Origin of the sequence: Thalassoglobus sp., assembly GCF_048270125.1 — a bacterium.
Taxonomy (GTDB): domain Bacteria; phylum Planctomycetota; class Planctomycetia; order Planctomycetales; family Planctomycetaceae; genus Thalassoglobus.
In genome coordinates, this window is the sequence record NZ_JBLWTN010000009.1 from 63711 (window position 1) to 77031 (window position 13321).

The following is a 13321-nucleotide window of genomic DNA, read 5'->3' on the forward strand; positions in this document are numbered from 1 at the left end:
CATGACTTACGGAAGTTCGATGGATCCCTCAGCCACTAATTCTCTGGTCAATTCTCTGCTGATTGAGATTCATCGCAGTCTTGTCCAGTACGGTGCCGAAGCTTCTCCATGGTCGTCAGATGCCGACTCAGAGCTTCTGGACCGTATCCAGGATTTCGCTTCGAAGCAGGATAAGTCTGTCGCTGAAATGGTGGACTTTCTGCGTTCACGAAAGCATATTGTCGATTTTGGAGTTTATCCTCCGGAGTATACAAGTTTGCACTTTGTGGGTTTGGGCTATTTTCTGGATCGCATGAAGGAAAGCCAGGAACTGCTGCTCAATGACTTGGAATCTGCTGTCGGGCAACTTGCTGGAGATGCAGAAGCAGTCAAGCTTGTCGAAAGAGCAATCGAACAGAATCAGATTGTGCTTAAGTCACTCGGTGAAGTTCGGCTCGCAGCTACAACCTCGTAGCTATTTACGATCTCGTCTTGGCGGTGTCTCGTAGACGTTCAGCGTGAATTGTCAGATCAACGACTGAATCATGCCGACTCATATGTGTGCTGACTGGCTGTTGCGACGTCTCGTTCAGATCAGCAAAAGCATCTTTCGAATTGATGTACAGATTCTGCCTCGTGGCAAACAGCAATTTTATTGATGAAATGCGTTCTTCATGGGCACACGGTACAGCACACTGCTCTGGCGATTCGAAGATTTTTGTGCTTTTGTCCCCGCATCGCGTTTTTCATTTGATGAATTACTCTGTTGCACAAGACTGTGAATGCACAATTTATCAATTTGCTTTACAGCACATCAAATCTTGATCTTTAAATTCTGCCTTCAGGTGATCAGTTCACGAAATCGTAAGACTGATCATCATGGGTACGACGATTAAGTTTTGAAATGTTTTTCCAGTCATCGTATGTATCCCGATGTCTGATTCGATTCATTTTACTGCCGTGTCCAAGCTGGTGTCTTCTATGCTGATTGATACACATGCTCATCTCGACGAGCAATCATTTCACGTCGACCTCCCAGAGGTTCTTGATCGGGCCCAGCAAGCCGGTGTTAATGAGATTCTGACGATCGGAATCACGCTCGCCACCAGTCAGGCAGCTGTCGAGCTTGCCAAATCTTATCCTCAGGTCCATGCCGTGGTCGGAATTCAGCCGAATTATGTCGCGGAAATGAAGCCCGATGACTTTGAGCAGATTGTGGAACTGGCAAAAGAAGATTGTGTCGTCGGTATTGGAGAAACCGGCCTCGATCGCTACTGGGATCATGCCCCGATTGAACTTCAAGTTGAATGGTTTAGGAAGCACATTGAGCTTTCCCAGTCGATCAATAAACCGTTCATTGTTCATTGCCGTGAAGCAGAAGTGGATGTGGTCGAAGTGTTACGCGAGTGCTCGAAGAATGCTCCTCTGAATGGAGTCATGCATTCGTTTTGCGGTGATCGAGAAACGGCTGACGCTTGTCTTGAACTGGGGATGCACATCTCGTTTGCAGGGATGGTGACATTCAAGAAAAACAACGATCTTCGTGAAGTCGCCAAAGCGATTCCATTGAATCGAGTTTTCGTAGAGACTGATTCTCCTTACCTTGCTCCCGTCCCTTTACGGGGTAAGCGAAACGAACCTGCCAACGTTGTTCAGACCGCGCGCTGCCTTGCAGACCTTCATGATCTCACGCTTGAAGAGTTTGCAAATGCGACAACAGAAAACGCGCAGCGATTCTTTTCTCTTTCTTAATTCGTTTTCTTGCGCGCACGAACTTGGCTTTTGATCGCTTTTCGTCTCTTGTTTCAAAACTTTTTTCAAAATGGAGAAAAAAAATTGGAACACGAATCAACTGTCAGCTTGTGATGGCGACTCACTCAACGTGCAGTGAACTCTTTGATGCATCGCGCCGGTCGATGTGAAAATCGTTGGTTTGTCTCACTGCAAAATGTGTGGCGTCTTGACTTCACTTGTCTCGTGTCGGGCGGTTCAATTTGAACAGAGAGTCACTCCGATCGAGGTCTGGTAGTCTGTCCCTGTGCATACTCTCAGGCTTTGGTTCATACAGTGATCGCTCCAGCCTCTTTATGGGTGGAGTAGATTCACCGCATAAATCGTGCTGCGAAAGTGATGTTGTTCAATTTCTGTTCAAGAGTGTTCGAATCAAAAGTCTTGCGAAGGCGCTTCCGGGGTAGACCAGGATTCGCTTTTAATTTCTGGATGGTCTTCACTCAATGACTTTGAATTGTGATGTGTTATTCCATTCGTGACGTTGCACGAGTGAGCGTTTTGATGACAGTTTTTTCTGTACATCGAATAGGTTTCATCAACACAAAATTTCATGAATCGACTGCGTGTTCGAATTGAGCCATGCTGACGTGTTCGCTCGATGGCAGTGATGAAGTTCTGATGTCATCAAAATGGTTCAAAAAAGACTTGCAAGGATTTGCGCTTTTCGTAACATTTGCCGCAAGTCATTGTTGTCGTTGTGCCTTTGTGTTTTCATCAACCATGATTCACATTCATCATGACGATCACAGTCGGTTCGCCACGGTTGGCGAATCGGGATGGATTCGGCAATGTGGAAACTGAACATGATCTGCCCAGTAGCAACCTGTTCATTCCACAACCTAGAAGCTCTTGGAAGGAGGAGTTTCCGTGGCCAAGAAAAAGGCAACTAAGAAGAAAGCTGCAACTAAGAAGAAAGCAGCTCCAAAGAAAAAGGCAGCTGCTAAAAAGAAAGCAGCTCCAAAGAAAAAAGCAGCTGCTAAAAAGGCAGCTACTAAGAAGACAGCAGCTCCAAAAAAGAAAGCTGCAACTAAGAAGAAAGCAGCTCCAAAGAAAAAGGCAGCCGCTAAAAAGAAAGCAGCTCCAAAGAAAGCAGCTACTAAGAAGACAGCCGCTCCAAAGAAAAAAGCTGCTACTAAAAAGAAAGCAACTAAGAAAAAAGCGACCAAGAAAAAATAGTGATCTCTGCTTGAGATTACTGAGCTTTCGGTACGAGCGAATCAGGTCAAATCTGGTTTGCTCGTTCTTTTTTGCGCTGACACAATTTTCCTCGTGCAGGCCTGTCCTGGTTTCAGCAGTATGGCCTCTGATCGAGACGGCGTCTCTCTGTTTGCTCAGGAGAACCTTGAGAGGGTCAGGGACGCCTTCTGTGGGCACTCTCGTAGTGACTTACTCGTAGCGAGACTGCTTCACTGCCGCGACGTTGTCATCCGCAAGGATTGCTTCAGCGTCCCTCTGTAGGCAATGAGTTGAGCGGGTCACTACTGTTCCGGAAAATGGACCACATCTGCGTAAGCGTTGATGAGTTGGACCAGTTTTTCGCAATCTTCGCCAATGTCCTGTTTTAGCAGATAGCCTGAAATCCCGAGGCTATAGGCGGCGATCACATCGCGTTCTTCGTCCGAAGTTGTGAGCATGAAAACAGGCAGTTGCTGGAGTTCGGTGTCCGCCCGCAGTGCTTTCAGGAATTCAATTCCGTTCATCCTGGGCATGTTGACATCGAGTAAGATTAGAACCGGGCCGGGGATTCGCTGTTGATCCAGTTCGGTTCCTCGAAGCATGTGTAGTGCTTCTGCTCCGTTTCGTGCGACAGTCATGTCGAACGGAACATTGTGTTTCGTAAATGCTCGCTGGAGAGCAATGACATCGAGTTCTTCGTCTTCAACGATCAGCAGGTGCATAGGAACAGGAATTCAGGTTTTGTAGCTGATTCGGAAATCTGAATATGACCTCTCAAAAGATGAGAGAGTTCTGCATGGCAGACGTTTCCGAAGTGGGAGTTCACTCTGCCCAGGAGGCAGGGGGCGAACATGATTTCTAAAAATGCTTTCATCGCTGTTTATCGTCGTCAAAATCGTTCTCGGGGAGATCACGCATGCTTGGCCACGTGAAATAAAACTGTGAACCTTGTCCGGGCTGCGAGACTAGTTCAATGGTTCCGCCTCTAGCTTCGATGACTCGGCGGACGACTGCAAGCCCCATCCCGGTCCCTGAAACGCTGGTGTCGAGTCGCTGGAACATCTCGAAGATCTGTTTTTGATGCTCACTTGGAATCCCGGGACCGTCGTCGCTGACTTCGAATTGGACATATTCCAGGTCAGAAGTTTCAGTCACCCGGACATGAATATTTGGGTCGTCGCGGTTGTGGTATTTTAGTGCATTTTCAATAAGGTTGAGCAGTACATGAAAAAGTGGGGCGCGACCGGTCAGGAGGTCGATGCCATCATTGTGGAGTTGAATTTTTGCCATCGGAGGAGGTTGGATGAGACCAACAATTTCATCAAACATCTCTTGTAAGTCGATGGCCTCGACAGCCACGCGAACCCGTCCTGCGCGAGAGTATTGGAGCAAATCGTCCAGCAGGCTTTGCATTCGTGTCACCTGTTCGTCGAGACGTTTCAGGTGGTCGTTGCATGTCTCGGGAAGTTTTCCTTCGGAGTCTTCGCGAATCCATTTTGTTAAATGTTGAATCCCCCTTAATGGGGACTTCAAATCGTGAGAAGCTACGTATGCAAAACGATCCAAGTCGTCGTTGCTGCGTTCGAGTTCTCGTGTCCGTTTGATGAGATCCAGCTCGGACGATTTTCGATCGGTAATGTCGCGAATGAAGATTGCCACACTTGTCTTGTGAAACTTTACGAGAACAGCTTGGTGCCAAACCTGATCGCCATTGATCCTCATCCGATATTCAATCGTTTGAGACTGACCGGTGTTTGAGAGATTCGTGTATGCGTGGTTGTAGTCGATGGCGACATCACTTGAGACCAGGGACTGTATCTTATGGCCGATATAGCCATCTTCGGGTTGGGGGAAGATGGCTTCTGAGCTCACGCGACAATCCTGTATCAAGCCGTCTCGGTCCGTTCGAAAGAAGAGGTCCGGGCTGGCGTTGAAGATGGCTTCGAGTTCAGCGGTCTTTTCTCGCAGTTCAATTTGTGCCAGCTTTTGGTCGGTCATGTCAACGTGGACCCCGATCATGCGTTCGGGACGCTCGTCGGCATCGTAAAAGACTCGGCCCTGTGCACGAATCCAGCGGTAAGAACCATCTTCATGCTTGAATCGAAAGATCGAAATGTAGCCATCGGTTTTTCCATTAAGATAATTTTGTAACCGCAGGACCGCTTGATCTTTGTCATCGGGATGAACCCGCTTTTCCCATTCTTCGTACCCGTCGATTGTGCAGTCAGTAGGCAGGCCAACTTGTGTTTTCCACTCTGCAGAGTAGGAGACGACACCGCTTTGCATGTCCCAGTCCCAGAGTCCGATGTTGCCCGATCGAAGAGCCTCTTCCAGGCGACGCTTCGTGTGAGAAAATTCGTAGTCGTGTCGCAAATCCTCTGAGAGATCACGTACTAACCCGATGATGAAGGATTCCCCGTCGACATTGATGAGCTTGGCGTTCACCTCCACTGGAATTTGTAAACCGTTTTTCTTCTGATGGGTCGAGCGAAACGTTTTGCTCTTGGCAAAAGTCTCTTGCCACTCAGCTTGCTCCCAGTTTCCGCGTGATTCATTGGGGTCGATGTCCCAGACGGATAAGGTCATGAGCTCGTCGATCGTGTAGCCCAGCGATTCGCACGCTTGCTGATTGGCATCGGTGATCTTTCCTTCAAGAGACAGCCAGAAAATCGCTTCGCCTGACTGGTCGAAAGCGAGTCGGGTTTGCTGCAGTTTCCGTAAACTCTTGCGGGCTTCAGTGACATCCTCAAGCACAGCGGTAGACCGAACAAACTGACTGTGGAAATCGGTCTCGGCGATCGCGTTCAAATTGATTTCTCGAACGCGACCATCTCCAGTGAGATATTGCAGCCCAATGTTTTCACAATGGCCTCGGGACCGAAATAGTTCCATCTGCACAGCGGCATCACGACTTGATTCTTTCGTCAGGAAATCTGTCAGCTTTCGACCGATTACATCAGCACGGCTGTATCCAAAATGTTCCAGCCAGGAATCGCTCACAGAGAGGAGCGTTCCATTTGCGTCAATCGATTGCATGAGAGCGGGAGTTTTCTCGTAAAGCTTACTGAGACGCTTTTCCTGCTTGACTGTCTGCTCGCGTAGCAGATGCTCTTTGTGGTTTTCCACGCATGTGCCAATGTAACCAAGGAACTCCCCGCTGGCTGAGATGTGAGGGATAGCATGGCAGTTCATCCAGCGATACTTGCCATCATTCCGGCGTAAACGGAATTCGACCTCAAATGGTTGCTGACTCTCCTGCATCTGTTTCGCAGCGTTCGTGACTGTGAGGAGGTCATTTTCTGAAAGTGCGTTTCGCCAACCTGATCCGAGTGCCTCTTCTTTTGTTTGCCCGGTGAAGCTGCACCAGCGAAGATTGACATACATACAGTCCCATTCTGTGTTGGAGACCCATATCAGAACAGGTGCATGGTCAGCAAGATTTTTAAAGTCGAGTTCAAAAGGTTTCACGCATGGCCCTCCCAACGATGAGTAATGGGATTATGTTCTTCGCGTTTATCTTCGATAATTGATGTCGAAATGGATAGTGCATCCAAACCGTGATCAGGGCATTTTCAATGCTTGCCGCCCCAGTGAAGGACACATGCATGACTTCATGGGCTGCCTGTCACAAGGCCGGACCCAAACGTCAATTCAAAAAATGTTATCACTTGAAGACCTGTATTGTTTTTTATCTCGCCTCTGTTTGTGATGAAGTTTTGGAGCCGATCCTGAAACTGAATTTACCTTCTCTGACACTGAGGAAAGTGGTCATTTCATAAGTTGTCGGGCTCGTTGTAATCAATGTTGAAGGAGTCGCTTGCAGATCTGGCGAACAGTTAAATGTTCACTGGTTGACGATGTTTGGTGGGGTCTCGCCATTGAAGGCTGCGAGAATCTGTTTTGTGACGCGCATTCTTAGCTCGTCCACCGATTCTTCTGAAACAAACGCAGCGTGCGGTGTGGCGATGACGTTTTCCTGTCGGTACAGCTCGTCCTGCAAATCGGGTGGCTCGGGGTCGAAGACGTCTAAGCCTGCGCCGGCGATCTGCCCGCTTTTCAAACCCTTCAAGAGTGCTGCGGGGTCGATCAATGAGCCGCGCGAAGTGTTAATCAGAATCACTCCATCCTTGAGCTGGCTCAAGGTGTCCTCATTGATCAGATGGTGAGTGGCCTCGGATAGCGGAGCGTGAAGACTTAAGATGTCTGAAGTGGAGAGAATTTCATCCAGCGGAAGCATTGTGCAACCGGTTCCATAGTCGTTTCCTGACGGAGTGTGAGCAACGACATCAAGCCCAAAGGCTCGTGCTCGTTGGAACACTTCTCTTCCGATGTGTCCGAAACCGATGAGTCCCAGTCGCTGCTCACTGAGACGGTGCATCGCTGGACCCGCTTTCAGGTTGTATTCACCCTGCTTGGTTCGCTGATGGAAGAAGCCGATATTCCGCGTGAGTGCCAGCATCAATCCGAGTGTGTGATCCGTGACCTCTTCGACGCAGTAGTCGGGAACGTTTGTGACTGGGATTCCGAGTTCACTGGCTACCTTGAGGTTGATGTTGTCGAGACCGATTCCCATACGGCAGATTAATTTGCAGTTTTTGGCTGCTCGAATAACCGGCTCAGTAACCTCGGCCCAGCATGTTGCGATGGCAAAGACATCGTGAGCGAGACCGATGAGCGTTGCTTCCGCGTCATTTGGAGCATCGACGATTTCGATTCCTGCAGATTTTAGAAGATTCTCTTCAATCTCCAGTTCTGGCCAGGGGTGATCGGTGATTAAGATTTTTCGGGAACTCATGCTCTTTCGACACCTGTTATTGATTTCAGCTGAGTGGTCTGTCGCAACATGGAAGCGAGGATTTCACAAACATGACGCTTCGTTCATGTTCTCTCCTGTGGATCGTGTTGAGCGTCGCTTGAGCTCGTTCTCAACGATGCTTGAAGGCAATGCTGAAGGAGGAAGCAAGGTTCTCCTGGTTCACTTCAGCAGGCACGGTGAGAGCCGCTTTGTTCCTTTCAGGGGCTGATTGTCAGGTTGTGCGCTCGATGAGTCTCTCCATGATTTACTTCTTCCTGTTCAAGACGCATCACGACGATTTGAATGAAAGAAAGAACAGAGCTTCTGTTTTTGTGACGGCTTTTGAAAGACAATCAATCGAAGCGGTCATCTTTATCGATTTTGCGCGAGGAGAGTTTGAAATGCAACATTTTCTGAGAGCATCTCCTGCATACGCTTTAATGATCTGCTGAGGAGAACGCGTGTCGCTGCATCCGATTTTCCGATTTGCTCGGCGATTTCCTTGCTCTGCATGCCTTGCAGGTAGCGTAGTTTCAAAGCTTCACGAGCTTCATCCGGAAGCTGTTCCAAAGCCTCTGCCAGAAAGAATTCTTTTTGGTTGCGGGAGAAGGCAGCGCTGGGGCTGGTCATACTCGCAGCGAGGTCATTTTCGATTCCAGCCCCTTCATTGCCTGGACCGGCACCATGGATGCCTACTTCGCGATTGGCTGCCCGTTTTTTTGCACCGAAATGATGTCGATGAGAGTCGATGATGCGGCGTTCAGCCTGCTGGCACAACCAGCGAAATGGGTCGCGACCTTCGAAGTCAACAGATTCAAAAGAACCGAGGCAGCTCATCGAGAGATCCTGAAAGATGTCGCTGGCTTCGATTTTCTTGCGCAGCTGATCACTCAGTCGCTTGTCGATAAACGCCAAAAGTTGCGGACGCCGAAGTTCGATGAACTCTGCTAAGGCGTCGCGATCTTTCTGGCGGATCCGTTCAATCAGATGGTTCGCGTCCTGGTATTCACCACCTTGATGGTCAGCGTTCTCAGGCATGGGCTCCCCATCATGTTTAAGTTGATTCAGACAGCTCTGGTCGAGCCTCTTTACTCATCTGTTTTCTTCTTGAAGAAGATGCTTGAGAAGAAGGCGTCAATTCCAAACCATGTCCCTGTTGGTAAAGCTGCAATGCAAAGCAGTGCGATGATTTCAATCATGTTTTTGTTGATGTAGAGACTATGCTCTGGTCCCGGAGCAGGTGGCACGCCAGGCCATGGTGGAATCACTAAGTAGAACGACAACACCATCGCGGCGGCCATGACGGCGGAGAACCGTGTGAAGAAGCCGACAATCAGAAGCGAGCCAAGAATCAGCAAGCCCCACATCGCAGCCATGTCTGCACGGTGAAGTGGTGTGTCCGCAGGTGCAGGGGCACCGAGTTTGAGTTGTTCATCCGTCAGAATCTTCATGGCGTTATCCATGAGTTCAGACTCCATCGCTTTGATCGGTCCCGTAAGGTCCGCTCGCATGATGGCGACCTTCTTGGCGAGCATCGTGGCGTGATCGTGCTGATAGCTCATCGACGCCTGAGTCAGAGCCGCTTCGTACTCAGCGAGTAACTCTTTGTACTCTTTGATTTTTCCGAATTTGATGTTGTGCTTTTCCGCACTTTCTTCCTGACGGGTCACAGTTCCCATCTCAATATTAAACGATCCACGTTCGTTCAGTTCGCCAATCACGCCTGTTCGTTCAGGGTCACCCTGAAGCGATGCAGCGAGTCGTTGTCGATACGGTAAAGCTTTCTTGACTGTGGAACTGAGCCGAGAGGCTGCGTAGTTGAAATTCTCGGTATCGACGCCTGAGTCCTTCTTTTTTGAAAGAGCAGCCAAGTCGCCGAGTTGTCGTTCGACGGGAGCCCGGGAATATCTTACGAGTGCATCGAAAGTGCGGAAGAATGCAATTTCGGAATCATCAGCAGGGACGAGGGGGGCATCTTCAGGAGCGTCAGCCGCTTTTTTCTTTGCGTAAGGGATCTCATCGTTCCCTGTAACAACGACATCCACCATCGCTTTGATTCGAGTCTCTTCACTCGGCAAAACGGGCTGCTTCACCGTCAGCTTTTTCGACTTGGCATCGTAGACAACTGTTGGCTTGTACCTGCTGAGATCGACAGATTCCGGAAGAGCAGCGAGTGTTCTTGAAAAGGTGATTTGAGGGGGATTTTCTGCCGGGGCCGAATCCTTTTCAGCATCTCCATCCAGCATGATATTCAGAATCTTTTTTTGTTCATCATTCAGCTTGTAATGGGAAGCGAATGTATCTCGCCAGCTGTACCATTTCTTGCTCATCTTGGCATAATCGAGCCAGTTGAGGTCGTCGGGATCACCGGTCATGTTCCGGAAGTGATCACGAAAAGGGCCTTGGGCATTCTTGAGATAACCTTCAGAAGTCCATGGATTGGGACCATCCATTTGGTCGTACTTCCACATTCCTTCGTAAAGTAATTGCCAGCCAATGGAAATTCTCAGCACAATGATGAGTAAAATGGCGAGCCCGGAAATACGTTTGAGGTCTTTCACTCTGACGTTCCTCAGAATTTTATTTTGAAGTGATGGATTTCGATTAATTCAGGCGGGAGGATGGACGGCATGCTGATCTCGTTCGACAAGAAGCAGTCTTCATCGAAACAAAGTCAATTCGAAACGATCTGGATGCGATATGACGGGATATTTCCCTGAGTTCGGATCGATCTTGGTCGTCTTCGAAGTCGAATTTCAGTCGCTCATGACTGAAACGCCTTCCTCGAAAAACAGTCGATCAAGAGGAAAATTCTTGATCACAGGTTCGAGGATTCGTCCATGAGTTGGCGCAGCGACAAGGATTGCACCAACTTGGGGATGATCATCGCAATACTGGACCGCCTTGTCGAGTCCCATCGCATAGAAAGCCGTTGATAATGCGTCCGCTTCCGTCGCTGTGGGGGCGATCACAGTGACCGAAAGTAATCCCTTGGCTGGCCATCCTGTGCGGGGATCGAGTAGATGCCCGTAGCGTTTTCCTTCAAATCGGAAAAACTGGATGTTTGAGCCACTCGTCGACATTCCTGAGTTTTTAAGCAAAATTGTTGCGTAACGTTTGTCTGTGAAGAGTGGGTTCTTGAGCCCGATCGGCCAGCCGTCTAAATCACGATGAGTTCCCGAGGCAAACAGGCTGCTTTGACCACCGTGGACCAGGAAATTTTCAATTTCTTCAGTTTTGATATGTGTGGCAGCTTTGTCGATGCCGTATCCCTTTCCAATCGAAGCAAAGTCCAGCAATAAATCCCGCTCGAATTTCACTCCCTCCTCACTTTGGACGACATATTGCATCCCGGAGTTCGCGAGCGCTTCATCGACTTCAGCCTGTTCGGGAATTCGGTTGTTGAGGCGTGTTGATTTCCAGAGCTGGATCAGCCGACCGGTTGCCGGATCAAAAGCTCCTGATGTGGAGTCATAGATTTCTCGGCATGTTTTGAGAAACGATTCCAATTCTTCGGAAACTTCTTGCCAGCCTGAAGATGCCTCTCGGTTGAGCTGAGCGACATCACTGTCATCACGATAAATTGTCAGCAGTTGTTCTGCATCCCGGACACAGTCAAACGCATCTGAAGCAACCATCACCTGTCGCGGCGGCCCCGGATTCATGATCACACACCAGGGGCAGCCCATCGCTTTTGTTTCCAGCCGCACTGTTTGGCTGGCCACCGGAGCCACCCGGCCCGGTTCCGCATCAACGAGTGCATCTGCGATCTCATCTCCGACACGACGGATTTCTTTATGCACCGCTCTCCCGGTCAGGAAATCGCGTCGAGAGGAATCGTGTGGCTTAGACATGTGTGATATTAGATTCGTAATTGGGCACTTGAAGGACTCTGCGATGGCAATCCGGATAAGACTTGAGCGATTTGGACGTTTCAACTCCTTGAAGTCACGCTTGTTCAGACTATACTTCCATCGTCAGGAATCTATTGAGCGGCGGGTCTTCCGTTCGAGCGTCCCAAGGTTAAGGTGACGCCATCAATAATTACAATTCCGCTTCAAGACGCAACCCCTTCGTTCGAGCGACGTCTCCTTGGCGTCTGCCGGACAATCTGATGATATTCAACCAGGAGAGATGACGATGAGTGCACAAATTGGACAACCAGCTCCCGACTTTAAAGTGAATTCTTACGACCGCACGAAAGATGGCGGCGACGACCAGTTCAAAGAAATTTCACTTGGCGACTTCAAGGGGAAGTGGGTTTGCCTGTTCTTCTATCCACTCGATTTCACATTCGTCTGCCCCACTGAAATCGTTTCGTTCAATGACAAATTGGGTGATTTCGAAGATCGTGAATGTGCCGTGCTGACAGCCAGCACAGATAGTGTTTACTCACACAAAGGCTGGTGTGATTCACACGAAGATCTCGGGAAGCTCAAATACCCGATGCTGGCGGATACAACTCATCAACTCTCTCGTGATTATGGCGTTCTGAAAGAGGATGCTGGAATCGCGTATCGAGGAATCTTCCTCATCGATCCGAACGGAGTCGTTCGCTGGATTGCAATTCACGACTTGAGCGTCGGAAGAAATGTTGATGAAGTCCTGCGAGTTCTCGATGCGTTGCAAACAGACAAGCTCTGTCCTTGCAACTGGAGCAAAGGCGAAGAAACCCTGAACTAGAGCAGAGTCGTGTTTCTCGTATTCGCGAAGTACATCTTTCGTAAGGGAAGAGAATGCTCGCCGCGAGACAAATGCGTACATCTATTCTGAAATCGAACGACACTCGTTCTCAAGTTCTGCTTGAGAACGATTTTTTTACATCACTCCCGTCGTGTGCAGCTAAGCAAGAGTCCCATTATGCCTCGTTTTGAACCTGTCGAAGTTGCCAGTGCCCCGGAAAATATCGCCAAGCTCTACGGGCGTATTCAAGAGATGCTAGGTGAAGAACAGATCCCTGCGCCATTTCTGGTTTACGGAAATGTCGAAGCGTTTCTGAAAGACTTTTATATGAACTTCAAAAAGTTCGTATACAGCGATGGCCACACCGACAGTAAGACTCGGGCCGCCATCGGACTGGCAGTCGCTGCGCATGCAAAGTCAGATCCGTGGATTCACTACTTCCATCAGCGGTGTCTCTCTCTCGGTTTTTCAGAACAGCAAGTTCTTGAAATTCTCGCCATCGCTGCGACGAATTATATGTACAACACCTTCTTCAAATTTCGCGATCTCAGCGGAAGCGATCTCTTTGAAGGGATGGGTGTTGGCCTTAGGGCTCACACGTTTACAGGAACGTCGCTCGATGATTCGCTCATTGAATTGATCAACATCGCCATCAGCGATTTGAACGCTTGCAAGCCCTGCACTTCAGGACATGTCGAGAAGGCCAGCAAACTCGGTCTGACAAAAGAGCAGATGTTGGAAACCATTCAGTGTGCCGCAACAATTTACGCTGGCGCACAGTTTTTGAATGCCGCGTCGTAAGTTGCCAGATGATGGTCAGGCTGCCGTTTCACTTTCAAATTGAGGGAAAGATGCGTACAAAAGCACTCTCTTCACTCAATCACACTTAAATCGGAA

At 49.1% G+C, this 13321-nt stretch carries 11 protein-coding genes; 5 read left to right on the forward strand and 6 right to left on the reverse strand.

Translation table 11 applies throughout. The annotated features are described in order from the left end of the window. Positions 1 to 19: 19 nt before the first annotated feature. The 3 genes from ACN0YR_RS12690 (at position 20) to ACN0YR_RS12700 (ending at position 2946) form a co-directional block, all read left to right on the forward strand. Positions 20 to 454: a hypothetical protein gene (locus tag ACN0YR_RS12690; protein ID WP_417849604.1), complete on the forward strand. Its 435-nt coding sequence runs from the start codon at positions 20 to 22 to the stop codon at positions 452 to 454. Between the two features lie 506 nt (positions 455 to 960). After that, positions 961 to 1731 (forward strand): TatD family hydrolase, encoded by a 771-nt coding sequence (locus ACN0YR_RS12695; protein ID WP_417849605.1) that lies wholly within the window; start codon positions 961 to 963, stop codon positions 1729 to 1731. A gap of 906 nt (positions 1732 to 2637) precedes the next feature. Then, on the forward strand, positions 2638 to 2946 hold the full coding sequence (locus tag ACN0YR_RS12700) for a hypothetical protein (RefSeq protein WP_417849606.1): 309 nt from the start codon (positions 2638 to 2640) through the stop codon (positions 2944 to 2946). 302 nt (positions 2947 to 3248) lie between these two features. On the opposite strand, the gene ACN0YR_RS12705 is transcribed toward ACN0YR_RS12700, so the two are convergent. From ACN0YR_RS12705 to ACN0YR_RS12730, 6 genes are all read right to left on the reverse strand, one after another. Further along, on the reverse strand, positions 3249 to 3668 hold the full coding sequence (locus ACN0YR_RS12705) for a response regulator (protein ID WP_417849607.1): 420 nt from the start codon (positions 3666 to 3668) through the stop codon (positions 3249 to 3251). Between the two features lie 148 nt (positions 3669 to 3816). Next, entirely contained in the window at positions 3817 to 6414 is a 2598-nt protein-coding gene (locus ACN0YR_RS12710; protein ID WP_417849608.1) for a PAS domain S-box protein, read from the reverse strand. A 376-nt stretch (positions 6415 to 6790) separates the two neighbouring features. Next, positions 6791 to 7741, reverse strand: coding sequence for a C-terminal binding protein (locus tag ACN0YR_RS12715; protein WP_417849609.1), 951 nt, complete (start codon positions 7739 to 7741; stop codon positions 6791 to 6793). A gap of 372 nt (positions 7742 to 8113) precedes the next feature. Next, positions 8114 to 8779 carry an RNA polymerase sigma factor gene (locus tag ACN0YR_RS12720; protein ID WP_417849610.1) on the reverse strand — a complete coding sequence of 222 codons (666 nt, stop codon included), beginning with the start codon at positions 8777 to 8779 and terminating at the stop codon, positions 8114 to 8116. 50 nt (positions 8780 to 8829) lie between these two features. Continuing rightward, entirely contained in the window at positions 8830 to 10302 is a 1473-nt protein-coding gene (locus tag ACN0YR_RS12725) for a hypothetical protein (protein ID WP_417849611.1), read from the reverse strand. A gap of 195 nt (positions 10303 to 10497) precedes the next feature. After that, on the reverse strand, positions 10498 to 11595 hold the full coding sequence (locus ACN0YR_RS12730) for an FAD:protein FMN transferase (protein WP_417849612.1): 1098 nt from the start codon (positions 11593 to 11595) through the stop codon (positions 10498 to 10500). Between the two features lie 286 nt (positions 11596 to 11881). On the opposite strand from ACN0YR_RS12730, the gene ACN0YR_RS12735 reads away from it, so the two are divergent. Continuing rightward, a complete protein-coding gene (locus ACN0YR_RS12735) occupies positions 11882 to 12424 on the forward strand; it encodes a peroxiredoxin (protein ID WP_417849613.1) in 543 nt (180 codons plus the stop codon). Positions 12425 to 12601: 177 nt separating this feature from the next. Next, entirely contained in the window at positions 12602 to 13225 is a 624-nt protein-coding gene (locus tag ACN0YR_RS12740; RefSeq protein ID WP_417849614.1) for a carboxymuconolactone decarboxylase family protein, read from the forward strand. Positions 13226 to 13321 lie beyond the last annotated feature (96 nt).

Bases quoted from the DNA above. Each gene is read 5' to 3' on its own strand.
- ACN0YR_RS12735 (WP_417849613.1), top strand. From the start codon at position 11,882: ATGAGTGCACAAATTGGACAACCAGCTCCCGACTTTAAAGTGAATTCT.
- ACN0YR_RS12740 (WP_417849614.1), top strand. From the start codon at position 12,602: ATGCCTCGTTTTGAACCTGTCGAAGTTGCCAGTGCCCCGGAAAATATC.
- ACN0YR_RS12715 (WP_417849609.1), bottom strand. From the start codon at position 7,741: ATGAGTTCCCGAAAAATCTTAATCACCGATCACCCCTGGCCAGAACTG.
- ACN0YR_RS12690 (WP_417849604.1), top strand. From the start codon at position 20: ATGGATCCCTCAGCCACTAATTCTCTGGTCAATTCTCTGCTGATTGAG.
- ACN0YR_RS12705 (WP_417849607.1), bottom strand. From the start codon at position 3,668: ATGCACCTGCTGATCGTTGAAGACGAAGAACTCGATGTCATTGCTCTC.
- ACN0YR_RS12730 (WP_417849612.1), bottom strand. From the start codon at position 11,595: ATGTCTAAGCCACACGATTCCTCTCGACGCGATTTCCTGACCGGGAGA.
- ACN0YR_RS12720 (WP_417849610.1), bottom strand. From the start codon at position 8,779: ATGCCTGAGAACGCTGACCATCAAGGTGGTGAATACCAGGACGCGAAC.
- ACN0YR_RS12695 (WP_417849605.1), top strand. From the start codon at position 961: ATGCTGATTGATACACATGCTCATCTCGACGAGCAATCATTTCACGTC.